Origin of the sequence: Thalassorhabdus alkalitolerans (assembly GCF_042656525.1) — a bacterium.
GTDB lineage: Bacteria > Bacillota > Bacilli > Bacillales > Marinococcaceae > Thalassorhabdus > Thalassorhabdus alkalitolerans.
Genome location: NZ_JBHSOZ010000010.1, coordinates 265,340 through 280,346, shown reverse-complemented (window position 1 = coordinate 280,346; position 15,007 = coordinate 265,340). Strand labels below are relative to the sequence as shown.

The window sequence follows — 15,007 nt, the reverse complement described above, 5'->3', positions numbered from 1 at the left end:
ATTATTGTTAAGGATTTACTCAACATAAAGGTGTTTTGAGAAGGGAAAAATAGGGTTAGTACTTATAGAGAGTATGTGACTAGGAGGATCATAACAATGACTTTAATGTTCTTGGCGTTTGCTCTTGTTATCATAGCAGGAGTAATCGAAAAGCAAAGAACCCAAAGAGCAATAGATTCAATTCCTCTGCGAGTGAATGTGAATGGTGTTCGGGGCAAATCGACTGTTACCCGTTTAATTACAGGTATTGTTAATGAAGAAGGGTATAAGACAGTAGGAAAAACAACCGGGACAACCGCCCGGAAAATTTATTGGAATGGTGAAGAAAAACCAATCCAGAGAAAGCCTGAAGGACCTAATATCAGAGAACAAAAAGAGGTTCTTCAAGAAGCATCCAAACTAAATGCTAACGCGTATGTAAGTGAGTGTATGGCAGTTAATCCTGATTATCAGATCACACTTCAAAATGAATTCCTGCAAGCGAATTACGGTGTCATCGTGAATGTGCTCGAGGATCATATGGATGTGCTTGGCCCTACTCTGGATCATGTAGCAGAAGCCTTTACTGCCACAATTCCTCATAATGGACACTTAATTATTAATAAGGGGCCTTATGAGTCCTATTTTCGTGTTCTCGCTAAAAAAAGAAACACAAAAGTCTATATTGCAGACAAGGATGCTATACCAGAGGATTACCTGAACAAATTCACGTACATGGTATTTCCTGATAACGTGGCAATCGGACTTGCGTTTGCAGAAGCAGCAGGTATAGACAAAGAAACGGCTTTAAAAGGGATGCTAAATGCCAATCCAGACCCTGGCGCCCTTCGCTTTCTCCCTTTTAAAGACAACCATGACAACGTGTCATATTTCATTAATGGGTTTGCAGCCAATGATGCAACCTCGACATTAAATATTTGGAAGCACATTGAGGAGTCGGATTATCCATCAGAAGAGCCGGTTATTATTCTAAGCTGCCGTGATGACCGGGTAGAACGGACGGAACAATTTGTCAAAGATGTTTTGCCAAAATTGCCTCCTCATCGGTTAGCCTTAATTGGATCCTTCACTCAGCCTGTAGTCAATGCCTACAAACGTGGAGAACTTCCAGCTAAAGAGCTCATCAACCTAGAAGATAAAACAATCACTGAAATAGCAGACGTATTAATGGAACAAGCAAACAATACTACTCTGTTTGGATTGGGCAATATAAAAGGAGCAGGCGGAGAGCTTGCCGATTATTTCCAAAATAAATCCAAATCAGACGATTCAGTTAAAGAGGAGGCCATGTAGTGTTTGGTACAGATTTATATATCGCATTAATTGTGGGAGTTGTTTTAAGTTTAATTTACGCAGAAAGGACAGGCGTCATGCCGGCAGGGCTAATCGTTCCTGGTTACCTTGCCCTGGTATTTGACCAGCCTGTCTTTCTCCTTGTTGTCTTTCTTGTAAGCTTGCTTACTTATGTTATTGTTGCTCACGGGCTCGCGAGGATAACTACACTTTATGGCCGGCGCAAGTTTGCTGCCATGCTTTGTACAGGTATTGTACTGAAAGTGCTTTTTGATTACTTCTATCCGGTTCTCCCCTTTGAAATATACGAATTCAGAGGACTAGGTGTCATTGTTCCCGGATTGATTGCAAATTCTATTCAAAAGCAGGGAGTCATCCCTACTATTTCCAGTACACTTGTCCTCAGTGCTCTTACTTTCGGAATTATTACAGTTTATTACTTAATTTAGGGGTTTTAGATCATGGCAAAAAGAAGAAACCTTACTTATAAAGAAAAAGTGTTGGCAGCAGGAAAAAAACATAAGAAAAAAGCCCTTCCCCACTCTCTTATTGCCCTTGGCCTGTGTATTATTCTTTTAATCTCAGCTAGACTCTTAGAACCGGAGCCATCTGCCAGTGATGTTCCTGATACTGAAGGCTCAATCTTTACCGCTTCCATGGTTGGTGACATAATGATGGGCCGCCACGTTGAAGAAGTAATGAATAATCACGGGGATGACTATATTTTTGAACATGTGGCGCCAGTATTTGAGGCCTCTGACTATACGACAGGAAACTTTGAAAATCCAGTTATCTTAAACGAAGATGAATATGACTCAGCTGACAAAATTATTCATCTCTTCTCAAAGCCACGAGCAGTTGAAGCTTTACAGAATGCACACTTTACCACAATCAACCTGGCAAACAATCATATGATGGACTATCAGCTTGAGGGCCTGGAAACAACGCTCCGAACATTCTCCCGCCCGGAAGGAGCCAAGCCGGAGGATGATACACACTTAGATCCAGAATTAAGTGCTCTCCTTGAAGCAGAGCTTCCACAGTACGATGTCCAGGCAATAGGGGGAGGCAGAAACTTAGAAGATGCCATGCTTCCTTCCTATCATACGTATGATGTGAACGGCCAGGAATTAACAGTGGCTACTGTCGGCTTTAACGATGTCTTTTACTCTGCCATGGAACAAGCTGGACCTAATAGTCCAGGGGTATTAACGACAGATCCCAGCTACATTTCAGATACCTTGCAGGCCGTTGAGGCGGACCTTGTGATTGCCCATATTCACGCAGGGCAGGAATACGACAGCGCTCCTACCTCCCGCCAAAAGGAACTAATGAGATTTATGGCAGATGCCGGCGCTGATATCGTGGTTGGTCACCATCCACACGTACTCCAATCTGTAGACATTTATAACGACAGCATCATCATGTATTCCATCGGAAACTTTGTTTTTGATCAAGGGTGGACGAGAACACGAGATACTGTCATCGCCAATTACCAGCTCCAGGATGACGGTCAGGCTACGTTAGAAATGCTTCCCTACCGTATATTCGAATCGCAGCCCAGACCTTTGACAGGAGCAGCTGCCGACCTGCACAAGCAGAGAATTTTCAGGCAGCTGACCAAAGACACTACTCATACTGAATTTATCCGTGAAAATGATGAACGTCTCATCTTTGAAGTCGATCATTCACATGTTATTGAACGAATGAATGAGCCTGATGAAGAGGAAAACGCTCCTCCTGAACAGTCAGAAGAATCATTGGAGGAGGAATATGATATAGAACCACCTCAAGAAACGGAAGAGCCGCAGCAGCCAAATGAAGGTATTATTGAAGATGAACCTGTTGAGGAAGGACCAGCAGACGGTCAAGATGAAGGACACTTTTCACCATAAAAACCTGGCGAATTCTCGCCAGGTTTTTTCATTACTGTTTAACTGTGATGTCTTTATTTTCTTTTCCAAAAATGGCTCTCCACCCTTCAATGGCAAGAAAAATACAAAGAACGAATAATATGAAGGCGCTTACTACTAAAAACATATTACCGGCCAGCAGGTTATTATACATTAAGACGCCAAGTGCGGCTACTGTGACAACAAACATAAAGACCATTGGAATTGCTGTGTAAAATGCCTTTGCTCCCTGCTTTGAAAGCCATACCGTAATAGCAAGAAGGGCCAGGGCTCCAAGCATTTGGTTGGCAGCTCCAAACAGAGGCCAGACCGTTGACCATGTACCGGTTAATGCCAGCGCACCAGCTCCGACTAACCCCAGGGAAGTAGCAGCATGATTATTCTTGAATGCTTTTGTTCTCCCCTCACCAAGCTCCTGTATCGCATAACGCATTAACCTTGTAGCTGAATCCAGCGTGGTTAACAAAAATGCAGAAGCGGTAAGGGCTGTAAAGGTCACGGCAGTCGCTTCAGGTATTCCCCAGTGTGACATAAAAAACCCAATGCCGGCCGCAAATGTTCCGATTGGACCCCCAAGAGCATCCATCCGTGCGGCAAAATCAGCCTGAGTTAAATATGCAACACTTCCAATGGCTATAATGGCAAGAAATCCTTCAAGAAGCATCCCGCCATAGGCGATGAATTTTCCATTTTTCTCATTATCCAGCTGCTTTGCCGTAGTGCCGGAAGAAACAAGGGAATGGAATCCGGAAATTGCTCCGCATGCGATGGTAATAAATAAGATAGGAAACAAAAATCCCAGTTCCGGATTCACAAATCCTGTATAGGCCGGAAGCTGCATCATAGGTGCTGCAATTAATATACCGATCGCAGCTCCAAAAATCATCCCGTATAAAAGAAATGAGTTAAGATAATCTCTTGGCTGCAGCAATACCCAAACAGGAAGTATGGAAGCGACATAAGCGTATACCAGCAGAATTACTGCCCATACATTTGCTGATAATGAAACCGGAAACAAAATTCCCATCCACACACAAAATAACATGACTAAAACTCCGAGGATGGTGGCACCCAGTAAGTTTATTTTAAGCTGATTTACAAGGAAACCAAATATAATAGCAACCGTTAAAAACAAAATAGAAGCCGTGGCTGCCTCGGGCACAGCTACAAATGTATCCGCTACCAAAATAACAAAAACTCCGACGATCAAAATCAATGTGGCAATGGAAAATATAAGAAACAGAAGCTGTCCTCGATTGCCGATGTATTCCTTAATAATCGTACCAATGGATTGAGCCTTATGTCTTATGGAAGCCTGTAAAGAGGTATAATCATGAACACCACCTATAAATATACTTCCTACGATTATCCAAATGACCGCAGGCAGCCACCCGAACAAAGCTGCTGACACTGGTCCTACAATGGGACCTCCCCCGGCTATTGTGGCAAAATGATGGCCAAGGAGGACTGGCTTTTTTGCCGGGACGTAATCCACGCCATCATACATGGTTGAAGAAGGAGTTTCTCTTCCTGGATCTACTTTCATTTGTTTTTCTAAAAAGCGGCCATACGTAAAGTAAGCAATAATAAAAATGACTCCTGAAATTAACAGCAAGGTTAACAGGTTCATGAATATTTACTCCTTTCCTAGAGCAAGGTATCAAACACGTAAACCAGCTCTCTCCCTTTTTTATGGATATAAATTTCTTTTTCTTTAACTTGAACAATGGCAATATATAAATCGGCCCACCCATCTTTTCCATAATTTAAAAATTTGATTTTTCGGAAACGCCTTGCCATTTTTTTTGCTTCATTGGCTACCTCTCCTTCTGTTACAAGGACCCCTGCAAACATCGTTGACATATGCTCTCCTTGGTTTGGGATGAAACTTTTCATATGAGTAAGCATGGATTCTGTCATCCTTTTTATGTCTTTTGCTGTAATATGCTCTAATTCTTTTACAAACAGAAAGTGCTGGTTTTGCACCTCATACACTCTAACTTTCTTTGTTAGAAAGTACTTTTCGTCCTTGCGGTGATACTCTGCAGTAAAGGAGAGGGGTTCGTTTCCCAGCTTCGTATCTCTATACACATTGTATTGATTCGTCATTCTATTTGCAGCTTCTGTTATTAGCCCCTGCACCTGATTATTCAATCTTCTCCCCCCATATATTTGTTTAAATCTTCAGTCAATTTACAACCTCCCTTTCTCTCCTTTCTTTATAATCATTAGAAAATATTTCGACATTAAACCTTCTGTTCCTTTCCCTCGAACAAATAAATTTTATGAGTATATTAAAGGGGTTACATCCCATAAAAAAAAGATGCTACTCTTTAGCATCTTGTCAGTCCTTTATAAAAGTCCTTTGAATGATTATATTCTTATCTTATTTCTTTTTTCGGCGAAGGCCGGAAACGTGCAAGTGCTCAAATGGCCTATATCCTGTAATGTGCATTTTTACATCTTTTTTCTCTTCGAGTCCCTTGTGCACATACACCAGGACGTCATTAACAACCACTTTGTTATAAAAACTTTCCTCTTCAGGTGTTTCATGAGAAAGTATTGTATCTACTGATTTAGATTGCACCACCCCATGCAGGGGGTGAAAAGGATCTATAGTAACTGCTCCGCCTCGTTTCATTATCCAGGCCCGCGTTTTGGCATTCATGTTGATTTTCACTGTTTCTCTCCTCCTTTACAGGCGTTTCTTTATGTTATTCTATGTTATAAGTAAATACCCTGCGTTATGAGGAGAAAAACTTGTATTTTTTTATTAATTTGTTTATATATGAGGATTTTCGATTATTTTCCCCATTAAATCGGTATTACTCTATCAATTTTTTGTACAGCTCAGCATTTTCTGCATCAAAGCACACAAAAAAGATCTCCATTTCTGTTCCTTGCTTTTTTAGCATTTCTTTCACTGTCTTAATAGCCAAAGGAGCGGCCAAATCTTTGGGATATTTGTAAACCCCCGTGCTTATATTAGGAAAAGCCAGACTATCAGCCCTATATTCAACGGCAAGCTCAATAGATTCTTCGTAACAGCTTTGTAGTTTTTCAGCTTCTCCTCTGGTACCTCCCATCCATACAGGTCCGACTGTGTGGATGATATAATCAGCTTGAAGATCCCCAGCACTCGTAATCACCGCACTTCCAGTAGGACAATAACCTATTTCCCGGCATTCTTCCATGATTGCGGGGCCTCCTGCCTGATGAATGGCACCGTCTACTCCTCCTCCTCCTTGTAAGCCATTATTAGCAGCATTAACAATAATATCGCATGCGATTGTTATGATATCTCCATGGATAACCTTAAGCTGTGTCACTTTCTTTCACTCCCTCATTTAGAGTCCATCTCTTTTCTTACAGACATACTGTACTCTTCGTCTTTTATTTTTGCAAGGTTTCCTTATCCCCGGTAAACTAGAAGATAACTGATTAATTGAAGAGGTGAAACCATGTCTGATCAAGAAAAACCTGTTTACCTTATGAACATGACCTGGAAAAACGTCTTATTTGCCCATTGGAGCTATCCTGTGGAAGAATTACAGCAGATTTTGCCTGAAGGAATGGAAGTAGATACATTTGAAGGGAGAGCTTATGTAGGAATTGTTCCCTTCTTCATGGAAGATGTACGAGCTCGTTTCATGCCTCCTCAAACTTCTTTTGCGTTTCCAGAACTCAATCTGCGGACATATGTGAAAGTTAATGGCGAGAAAGGTGTATATTTTTTTAGTCTTGATGCTTCAAATCCTCTTGCTGTGGAACTAGCCAGACGACTTTTTCATTTAAATTATTATCATAGTGCATTCTCATGTGAAACCAACGGGGATGATACTCGCTACGTTCATCAGCGCCAAAAAAGTCCTGCTCGTTTTGTCGGCCAATACCAGCCAGAGGGCGAAGTATTTTATTCTAAGCCCGGGACCTTGGAGTATTTTTTAACAGAAAGATACCGCCTGTTCTCCTCTTCAGGCAGCCAGCTGTTTAAAGGGGATATTCATCACTCACAATGGCCCCTTCAAAAGGCATCCATGTATCTAAAGGAAACCAGTTTATTTGAAGTCAATTCGTTAACGATGCCAGAAGAAAAGCCTCATCTTCTTTATTCAAAAGGTGTACACGTTCTGGCCAACCGTATAAGAAAAGTACCTGACTCGGCTCCTATTGTATAGAAAAAATAAAAAGACCTGTCATCTGATGCGAGGATGACAGGTCTTCTTTCTACTCACTCTTCTACAATTTTTAATCCCTTTTTGCCAAAGGCATAGTAAATACCATGCTCTAAGGTTTGAAAACAGTCCAGCCTGGATAAATCTATATTCTTCTGAGCCATGATGATACTTAATTCACCGGAGATTCCAACTAAAATAGTTTTTGTTCCTATTAATGAGGTGGCAGCAGCCAACTTGTCTATTAAGGTGGAAGTATGAGGTGTAAGGTTACGGTCAAGGCCGGTTAAATCCAAAATAAGGTACTTTGCTTTATATGCGGGAAGGTTATTTAGTGTTTTTTCAATCAGCTCTTCCATTCTCTCTTCATCATACTTTCCTAAAAGAGGAACGACCACAATGCCCTCAATCACTGGAATCATAGGAGAAGAGAGGGTCTTCACCAGGGTCTGCAGCTCATCTGTTTTGCTTTCGACCAGTTCTTCTAATCTTGCTATTTCTTTCGCTTCCCTTGATCTTATCAGCGCATGAATGTTTTCTTTTACTGTTATTGACGAGGGAAAATACTCTACAATTGTATGCTCATGTCCTTCAATTTGGTACTGCTTCACTGAATACCAGATGTTTTCAGCAAAGAGACCACTGAAGATCCCGGCGTAATGAGCGGGAAGAAATGTTCCTCCAGTTTGTTTCCCCTGAGCTATATTTATTTTATATTCCCAGTCATCTTTCAAGTGCACGATAGCAGTCTGTTCTTTAACATTTACATCCACCACGACAGCTGATCCCCATCCCGCTGATCCGTAGGTTTGGGTGATAAGGTTTGCAGCTTCCTCAGTACTGACCTGTTTAATGTTTTGAAAATACTCTCCTACCACTAATCCTTGCCTAAAGCCAGTGGTCTCAAGAACAACATTGGCCGGTTCCTTGCCAGACACTTCTTCGATGGTATCAAAAAACTCTTTCATTGCTGTAGATATCCAGAAAAGGACCGAATCCTCTCCTTCAAATAAAAAGCGTCCTTCTTTCGTATTCCAGCCAAACTGCAAATTATTGATGTTTATTTCATGGTTAACCCTCATTCTTTACAGCCTCCTATTCTTCCACTGACCAGCAAGGAAATACCATTAAAAAAAAGCATAACCTGCAAGTTATGCTTTTTTATCCTGCTTATTACTTTAAAGCATCTGTCAGGGAAGGAACAATCTGTTTCTTACGAGATACTACGTCTTTTAGTGTTGCCCTTTTGTTATCCAATGTTACATTAAATGCTCTTTCTACTCCTGCAGCTTCTTTACCAAGGGATAGCACTACTGAATCATTTTCAAGTATATCAGTCACAACAAAGACAAACAAATCCAAATTCTTTTCTTCAATTACTTTTGAAATAGCTGCTTCCAAATCATCTTGCTGTTCAAGAACTTCCTCAGCATCTACAGTGTTCACTTGTGCGATTTCCACTTTGGCATTTCCCATTTGAAATTCTTTTGCATCAAGAGAAATCAGCTCTTCAATAGACTTATCACTTAAGTCAGCTCCTGCTTTAAGCATTTCCAGTCCGTATTCTTCACTGTTTACGCCAGCAATGTCCGCTAATTCTTTAGCTGCATCAATATCTTCCTGGGTACAAGTCGGGGACTTAAATAGTAGAGAATCAGAAATAATAGCAGACAGCATAAGGCCGGCAATATTCTTTGGAATGTCTACGCCCTGTTCTTTGTATAATTTCTTTAGAATTGTTGCTGTACATCCAACAGGTTCTGCACGGTAATACAAAGGATCGCTTGTTTCAAAATTTGAGATTCTATGGTGATCAATGACTTCCACCACTTTTACCTCTTGAATGTCATCTGCACTTTGCTGGCGTTCGTTGTGGTCTACTAAAATGACGTCCCCACCCTCGTTTGCAACCGTTTCCACATAACGAGGAGCTTCTGCATTAAAATAGTTAAGCGCATATTCAGTCTCTCCGTTAATAGAGCCTAAGCGAAGCGGCTCAGCCTCCACTCCGATCTGCTTTTTTAAATCAGCATAAGCAATCGCTGAACAAATTGTGTCGGTATCAGGATTTTTGTGTCCAAAAATAAGTACTTTTCCCATGGGACCACTCCTTGCTAAGTATTATGATATGAATTCTCAACTTTCATTCTATCACGTTTTGCAAACTGGGTCTTGGTTTGATTGTACTTTGTTCCTGAAAAATTGAGTATGTATCACCCACTCTTTTTGGGCCAGGGAGTGCTCCATTCCAGTCATCAAAAAAGTTTGTATGAAAAAACCCTTTGTCACTGGAAGTCTCTCCAAAAACAAAGGGCTGATCTCATAGTTAATGAGCGAATTGCTGTTTAGCTTTCTGTTCTATTTTCTTAATATAATGAAAGACTTTCTCTTCTCTTCTCTTATACTCGCTGATTTCCGTTACTCTGTGCAGCTCTCTATATTTAGCCCGGATTTCAAGTAATCCAATTACAAACTCATTTACCTTCTTTTTCTTTAAGAAGACCTCAATAGGCAGATTCTCCGCATAAGCCTGCTCTTTCACAGCCTTATACTCCTGAATGTCTATAAAGTCCAAAAGTAGACTCCCATTTTCCACTAGGGATGTAATTTCATTTACTTCAAGCACCTCTACTAATATTTCAAGGGCTTTTCGATCCTCATTGTTTCCTTTAAACTGGTTTCTTTCTTCTTCAAGTGCCATTGAGGACCGTCCATGTTCCACCCTTAGTGTCCTTGCTTTATTACAAATAATTACCTTGAAATTCTGTTCTTTTAAGTTTATATGAAAGGTTCCAAAAACTACCTCAGTTAACAGTGATGCCTGTTCCATTTCTCGCTGCACCTTAATAAATTGCTCGGTAATATTTACCACTGACATCATCACCTCAGTTTGTTTTTTTTATTATAAAATAAAGTACAGTAAAATTAAAATAGTTTTTGGAGATTTTTTCACTCTTTTACACAATTTTTCCGTAATATGATTCCACCATTTTTCTGAAGACATAGAAAAAAGATGTGGGCTCTTTCCACACCTTTTTCAATTTGTGACCATTTCGCCTTGTATGATATAACGATCAGGAGCGTTACCTATATAATCAAACGGGTAACAGGTTGTAAGAGTAAGTGTTGGTGTCTCTTTGTCGACAATCACCGTTCTGTCCTCTGCTCCGGTAATCCATATGTCCTTAACAGCATACTCGTACACCTCATTCTCATACTCTATAAATAAAGAATCTCCTTCCTTCACATCACCTAATGCGGTAAATACTGTATCTCTATGCCCGCTTACTACTGTATGTCTGAACTCATCTGGAGTCGTAGTCCATTCGCTTACATACATACCAACACCCTGATCGAGTGTTTCCTCATCTGCTCCCCAATACACAGGGTAGCCTGTTTCGATAGACGGTATCTTTAACTGGGCCATCTCTTCCCCAGTTGTAAATTTCTCCACTTCATCACTCATTTGAGGATCTTGATGTTCTATGTTCTCGCTTGGAGCGACTGCATGAGCTGACAGTTCCTCACTTTCTTCGGAGGGTATCTTGATTACAGCCTGGGAACTACTATACCACTGATACCCATAGAAAGCTGCCATGCTCAGGCCCAGCCCGATAATAGCAATAAGTATTTTTTCCATGCCAACCTCCTTTTTTCTATTTTTTCAAAAATTATAGAAGAAATAAACCCATATCTTTCAATTTTTTCTTTTCATCTGCTGTACTACTCTTGGAATAAATTATATATAATTAAACAGCTCGGTAAGTCTGGTCACTTCAAATTCCGGAGAGGCATGAACTGGTTTATTTCTTTTTTCCCTGTTAATCCAGACTGCTTTAATGCCTGCTTTCTGCGCTCCTTGCACATCATCTTTCAAAGAATCCCCCACATGAAGAACATCTTCCGGCCTGCAGCCTGCTTGCTTTAACCCTTCTTTAAATATTTCTACTCGTGGCTTATAAGCACGTACATCTTCACTGGTTATCAGTCCCTCTACATGAAGGTGATGGTAGTCGGCTGCCTTTTCTAAATCCAATTTGTCAATATTTGAAAGAATAAAGACAGGAACCTTGACTTCTTTTAAAAACAGTTCAGCATCTTTATATATTTCAGGTCTTTCCCAGTAGTCAAAAATAAATTGGGCGTGTTTATCAGCATCAAGCTCAGCGTCGAAATAATCCAATGTTTCTTGTAAGGAAATAATTTCAATTTCTCGCTGTCTTAAAAAATCTTCCCCGTAGCTTTCCTCAAACATCTCAGAGAAGCGATTCCACCAGTACTCATTTACCTCCTGCCAGGTACAAGGATTGTTTGCCCGTTCAGCTGTTTTTTTGCTGATTTTCTTAATCATCTCGTTATCCTCAAAAACAATGGTGCCAAAAAAATCTAAGAACATCGCTTTCGTCATTGACGTATGACTCTCCTTTTCTTTTCATTTAATCAATTAGCAGGACCACTTTTTCTCCCATCTCTTTTTTCTTACCCTTTTTTCATAGATGGTTAGCAGCTATTTTTCTGCATGAAAAACGAAGTGGTCCTTACAATTAAAGAAATGGCGTCCTCAGGGAGCAGACATACGATCACTTGATTTTATGTAAGGACCCCTAACGTTGAGGCAGTTTCAGGAAAAAAAGATATTCCATTCTCCGGAGGGTTGTCCATCATTCAAGTCGGCAAATTTTCTAACGAAAACCATCTGAATTAGGTGTAGAGTCCAGGGGGGAAAGCAACAGCTGAAGATCTCCATTGAGTAATGGTCTTTAGCTGAAGCGTTGCCCGCGGTAGTAAAAGCTTCAACCATGGTACATTTGCGTCTTTGGCAGTGGTTAATTGTATTCCAGCTGAAAGAAACCTTTTATAATATATTCTATCTAGAAAGGGGAGGTCGTGTCACCAACCTCCTGTCAGGTAAGATGTTGAGAAATGAAAAGGGGGGCATCGGTTTGATCGATAACTTCTTGCACGGTATAGGGATCCATAACCTCAGTTAAGCAAAGGCCTTTATCAGTTACAGCAATAACAGCCATGTCTGTAATAACTTTGGAAACACATTCTTTTGCAGTTAAAGGCAAAGAGCAGGAAGAGACTATTTTTGGCTTTCCCCCTTTATCCACATGACTCATAACTACCACTACTTTTTTAGATTTACAGGCCAGCTCCATGCCTCCTCCAATACCAGGCACCCTTTTACCAGGCACAATCCAATTGGCCAGATCCCCTCTCTGACTTACTTCCAAGCCCCCAAGAACTGACAGATCAATATATCCACCTCTAATCATTCCAAAAGCTGTGGCGCTGTCAAAGTAAGATGCCCCTTCTTTCAATGTAATGGGAAAGCCTCCCGCATTACACAATGCCGAGTCTTCCTTTCCTTCCCCGGGTGAAGGCCCCATCCCTAATATCCCGTTCTCAGCATGAAACATCACATGAACATCCTTAGCAACATATTCAGGAATTAGGGAAGGAATACCTATGCCCAGATTTACAATCATTCCGTCTGTTACTTCTTGTGCGGCACGCTTAGCAATGATTCTCCGACTGTCTATTCCCATGCCCATGTCCAATCGATCCCTTCACTTTGTACCACTTTATCTATAAATAAACCGGGAGTCACAATCATTTCCGGATCCAGTTCTCCAGCTGGTACAATTTCTTCAGCTTCTGCAATCGTGTAGCTGCCCGCCATCGCTACCAGGGGATTTGTATTTCTTGCGCTCTTATCATAGATTAAATTACCGAACGTATCCGCTTTTTTTGCATACACAATGGATACATCTGCCCGTAAAGGCCGTTCGATAAGAAAATCCTTATCGGCTATAGTAATTGTGTCTTTATTTTTCTCTACCATCGTACCTATGCCCACGTCAGTTAGAATGCCTCCAAGCCCCATGCCTCCCGCTCTTATTCTTTCAGCTAAGATCCCTTGGGGAGAAAATTCAACTTCGAGCTTTCCCTCATTCATCAGAGAACCTGCTACAGGGTTTGAGCCGATGTGGGAGGCAATTAATTTTTTTACTCTTCCTTCTTTAACCAACCTGCCGATTCCAATGTTTGGAAACGATGCATCATTGCCAATAAGAACCAGGTCTTTTACTTTTGAGTCAACTATACTTTTTATTAGTGAAGGAGGGTTTCCTACCCCGCCAAACCCTCCATACATTAGAACCATGCCGTTTCTTAAAGGTTCGAGTGCCTTTTTGATTGTCGAAATTTTGTTCTTCATATTTTTTGCCTGAGAATCCATTATTTCCATGACCCCCCTCTTACGACACAAAATGATGTCCTTCTTTGCAAAGTTCTTGCAGAAGTTCCTGGAAAACAGCCTGCAATATCGTCATCATTTCATCGATTTCCTTTCTCGTTACAATAAGCGGGGGGGCAATAATGACTGCATCACCTTCGTATCCTCTTTCTCCTGCTGTTGCTGGGTATATGAGCAGTCCTTTTTGCTGTGCTTTATTTATCACTCTTTCGGTTACTGCTGCCTTTCTCGGAAATGGCTTTTTTGATACTGGGTTACATACGAGTTCTATTCCGGCAAGAAGCCCCTTCCCTCTAACTTCACCGATTACTGGAGTAGACTGTTTCAGCTTTTTAAGCTTTCTAAATAAATACTTGCCTTGCAGGCTTGCTTTTTCAATTAACTGGTGTTTATTCATGTAATCAAGGACAGCAAGAGCGGCAGCGGCTGACTGTGGATTTGCACTGAAAGTATGCCCGCTCATAATACTCTTTGAGCCATTAAGCACAGGATGCAGAACACTCTCCTTGCAAAGAGCAGCTCCTATTGGCGCATAGCCCGCTGAAAGACCTTTTCCGGTTACAATAATATCTGCTTCTGATGTCCAGTGCTCTAAAGCAAACATTTTTCCAGTCCGTCCGAAGCCTGTCATTACTTCATCAGCTATAAACAGTACATTGTTCTTTTTGCATATTTCCTGGACTTGTTCATAATACCCGGGTGGGGGGACAATGACTCCTCCAGCTGCTCCAATAATGGGCTCGGCAATAAATGCCGCAACGTTTTCGTTTCCAGCTCTTTTAATTGCTCTTTCTATATCCAAAGCACACATCATATTGCACTCAGGATATTCCATATGAAATGAACAGCGATAACAATAAGGAGCCTCTGCATTTGGGCCATCTTCTAAAAGGGTGACAAACTTTTCCCGCCTTAGCTTATGGCCTGATAATGACAGGGATCCCATGGTGATACCATGGTAGCTCATCCACCTGGAAATAATTTTATTTTTTTGAAAAAGCCCTTGTTCCTGAAAATGTTGAATAGCGATCTTCATAGCTGTTTCCGTTGCTTCTGATCCGCTATTTACAAAAAAAGACCAGTAATTCTCTTCGCTGTTTACTGCTTCATTTATTTTATGAGCCAGCAGTTCTGCTGGAGAGTTTGTAAATTGAGAGCGATATACAAAAGATATTTTTTTTGACTGTTCTTCCATTTTTCCAATTATATCCGGTATTCCATGCCCAATACTTGCTGTTACTGCACCTGAAGAACCGTCTATATACCTTTTTCCTTCTGTATCATATATATAAATTCCAGATCCATAAGAAGCAGCAGGATAGCTTTTTGTAAGAAAAGGTTTAATTAATAGAGATTTCTTCATG

General features: G+C 40.9%; 16 protein-coding genes. 4 read left to right on the top strand and 12 right to left on the bottom strand.

Annotated features, from left to right (window positions below; translation table 11 throughout):
- Nucleotides 1-96 precede the first annotated feature (96 nt).
- From pgsB to ACFPU1_RS16355, 3 genes are read left to right on the top strand one after another with little or no spacing between them, the layout of a single operon-like run.
- Nucleotides 97-1,293 carry a poly-gamma-glutamate synthase PgsB gene (gene pgsB, locus ACFPU1_RS16365; protein WP_385943001.1) on the top strand — a complete coding sequence of 399 codons (1,197 nt, stop codon included), beginning with the start codon at nucleotides 97-99 and terminating at the stop codon, nucleotides 1,291-1,293.
- Nucleotides 1,293-1,742 (top strand): poly-gamma-glutamate biosynthesis protein PgsC, encoded by a 450-nt coding sequence (pgsC, locus tag ACFPU1_RS16360; RefSeq protein WP_100398664.1) that lies wholly within the window; start codon nucleotides 1,293-1,295, stop codon nucleotides 1,740-1,742. The genes pgsB and pgsC overlap by 1 nt, the downstream gene beginning before the upstream one ends.
- Before the next feature lie 12 nt (nucleotides 1,743-1,754).
- Nucleotides 1,755-3,188, top strand: a complete 1,434-nt coding sequence (locus ACFPU1_RS16355) for a CapA family protein (RefSeq protein ID WP_385942999.1) — start codon at nucleotides 1,755-1,757, stop codon at nucleotides 3,186-3,188.
- A 31-nt stretch (nucleotides 3,189-3,219) separates the two neighbouring features.
- Here ACFPU1_RS16355 and ACFPU1_RS16350 read toward each other — a convergent pair whose 3' ends face one another.
- The 4 genes from ACFPU1_RS16350 to ACFPU1_RS16335 all read right to left on the bottom strand — a co-directional run bounded on the left by ACFPU1_RS16350 (nucleotide 3,220) and on the right by ACFPU1_RS16335 (nucleotide 6,535).
- A complete protein-coding gene (locus tag ACFPU1_RS16350) occupies nucleotides 3,220-4,836 on the bottom strand; it encodes a carbon starvation CstA family protein (protein ID WP_385942997.1) in 1,617 nt (538 codons plus the stop codon).
- A gap of 17 nt (nucleotides 4,837-4,853) precedes the next feature.
- A complete protein-coding gene (locus tag ACFPU1_RS16345; protein WP_385942995.1) occupies nucleotides 4,854-5,360 on the bottom strand; it encodes a DUF8052 family protein in 507 nt (168 codons plus the stop codon).
- A 232-nt stretch (nucleotides 5,361-5,592) separates the two neighbouring features.
- The gene (locus tag ACFPU1_RS16340) at nucleotides 5,593-5,886 is read right to left on the bottom strand and encodes a CC/Se motif family (seleno)protein (RefSeq protein ID WP_385942993.1); all 294 of its coding nucleotides are present in this window, start codon (nucleotides 5,884-5,886) and stop codon (nucleotides 5,593-5,595) included.
- Between the two features lie 145 nt (nucleotides 5,887-6,031).
- Nucleotides 6,032-6,535 carry an O-acetyl-ADP-ribose deacetylase gene (locus ACFPU1_RS16335; protein ID WP_385942991.1) on the bottom strand — a complete coding sequence of 168 codons (504 nt, stop codon included), beginning with the start codon at nucleotides 6,533-6,535 and terminating at the stop codon, nucleotides 6,032-6,034.
- Between the two features lie 132 nt (nucleotides 6,536-6,667).
- On the opposite strand from ACFPU1_RS16335, the gene ACFPU1_RS16330 reads away from it, so the two are divergent.
- A complete protein-coding gene (locus ACFPU1_RS16330) occupies nucleotides 6,668-7,384 on the top strand; it encodes a YqjF family protein (RefSeq protein ID WP_054635755.1) in 717 nt (238 codons plus the stop codon).
- A gap of 53 nt (nucleotides 7,385-7,437) precedes the next feature.
- Here ACFPU1_RS16330 and ACFPU1_RS16325 read toward each other — a convergent pair whose 3' ends face one another.
- From ACFPU1_RS16325 to ACFPU1_RS16290, 8 genes are all read right to left on the bottom strand, one after another.
- Nucleotides 7,438-8,463 (bottom strand): STAS domain-containing protein, encoded by a 1,026-nt coding sequence (locus ACFPU1_RS16325; RefSeq protein WP_385942990.1) that lies wholly within the window; start codon nucleotides 8,461-8,463, stop codon nucleotides 7,438-7,440.
- A 91-nt stretch (nucleotides 8,464-8,554) separates the two neighbouring features.
- On the bottom strand, nucleotides 8,555-9,481 hold the full coding sequence (locus tag ACFPU1_RS16320) for a manganese-dependent inorganic pyrophosphatase (protein ID WP_385942988.1): 927 nt from the start codon (nucleotides 9,479-9,481) through the stop codon (nucleotides 8,555-8,557).
- Nucleotides 9,482-9,707: 226 nt separating this feature from the next.
- Nucleotides 9,708-10,253, bottom strand: a complete 546-nt coding sequence (locus tag ACFPU1_RS16315; protein WP_385942987.1) for a hypothetical protein — start codon at nucleotides 10,251-10,253, stop codon at nucleotides 9,708-9,710.
- 165 nt (nucleotides 10,254-10,418) lie between these two features.
- Nucleotides 10,419-11,021, bottom strand: coding sequence for a class D sortase (locus ACFPU1_RS16310; RefSeq protein ID WP_385942985.1), 603 nt, complete (start codon nucleotides 11,019-11,021; stop codon nucleotides 10,419-10,421).
- Nucleotides 11,022-11,120: 99 nt separating this feature from the next.
- Entirely contained in the window at nucleotides 11,121-11,789 is a 669-nt protein-coding gene (locus tag ACFPU1_RS16305) for an HAD family hydrolase (protein ID WP_385942983.1), read from the bottom strand.
- 496 nt (nucleotides 11,790-12,285) lie between these two features.
- Entirely contained in the window at nucleotides 12,286-12,939 is a 654-nt protein-coding gene (locus ACFPU1_RS16300) for a 3-oxoacid CoA-transferase subunit B (RefSeq protein WP_385942981.1), read from the bottom strand.
- Complete coding sequence (locus ACFPU1_RS16295) at nucleotides 12,924-13,634, bottom strand: CoA transferase subunit A (RefSeq protein ID WP_385942980.1); 711 nt, start codon at nucleotides 13,632-13,634, stop codon at nucleotides 12,924-12,926. The genes ACFPU1_RS16300 and ACFPU1_RS16295 overlap by 16 nt, the downstream gene beginning before the upstream one ends.
- Before the next feature lie 10 nt (nucleotides 13,635-13,644).
- Entirely contained in the window at nucleotides 13,645-15,006 is a 1,362-nt protein-coding gene (locus ACFPU1_RS16290) for an aspartate aminotransferase family protein (protein ID WP_385942978.1), read from the bottom strand.
- Nucleotide 15,007 lies beyond the last annotated feature (1 nt).

Bases quoted from the DNA above. Each gene is read 5' to 3' on its own strand.
- pgsB (WP_385943001.1), top strand. From the start codon at position 97: ATGACTTTAATGTTCTTGGCGTTTGCTCTTGTTATCATAGCAGGAGTA.
- ACFPU1_RS16355 (WP_385942999.1), top strand. From the start codon at position 1,755: ATGGCAAAAAGAAGAAACCTTACTTATAAAGAAAAAGTGTTGGCAGCA.
- ACFPU1_RS16350 (WP_385942997.1), bottom strand. From the start codon at position 4,836: ATGAACCTGTTAACCTTGCTGTTAATTTCAGGAGTCATTTTTATTATT.
- ACFPU1_RS16330 (WP_054635755.1), top strand. From the start codon at position 6,668: ATGTCTGATCAAGAAAAACCTGTTTACCTTATGAACATGACCTGGAAA.
- ACFPU1_RS16325 (WP_385942990.1), bottom strand. From the start codon at position 8,463: ATGAGGGTTAACCATGAAATAAACATCAATAATTTGCAGTTTGGCTGG.
- ACFPU1_RS16320 (WP_385942988.1), bottom strand. From the start codon at position 9,481: ATGGGAAAAGTACTTATTTTTGGACACAAAAATCCTGATACCGACACA.
- ACFPU1_RS16310 (WP_385942985.1), bottom strand. From the start codon at position 11,021: ATGGAAAAAATACTTATTGCTATTATCGGGCTGGGCCTGAGCATGGCA.
- ACFPU1_RS16305 (WP_385942983.1), bottom strand. From the start codon at position 11,789: ATGACGAAAGCGATGTTCTTAGATTTTTTTGGCACCATTGTTTTTGAG.
- ACFPU1_RS16300 (WP_385942981.1), bottom strand. From the start codon at position 12,939: ATGGGCATGGGAATAGACAGTCGGAGAATCATTGCTAAGCGTGCCGCA.
- ACFPU1_RS16295 (WP_385942980.1), bottom strand. From the start codon at position 13,634: ATGGAAATAATGGATTCTCAGGCAAAAAATATGAAGAACAAAATTTCG.
- ACFPU1_RS16290 (WP_385942978.1), bottom strand. From the start codon at position 15,006: ATGAAGAAATCTCTATTAATTAAACCTTTTCTTACAAAAAGCTATCCT.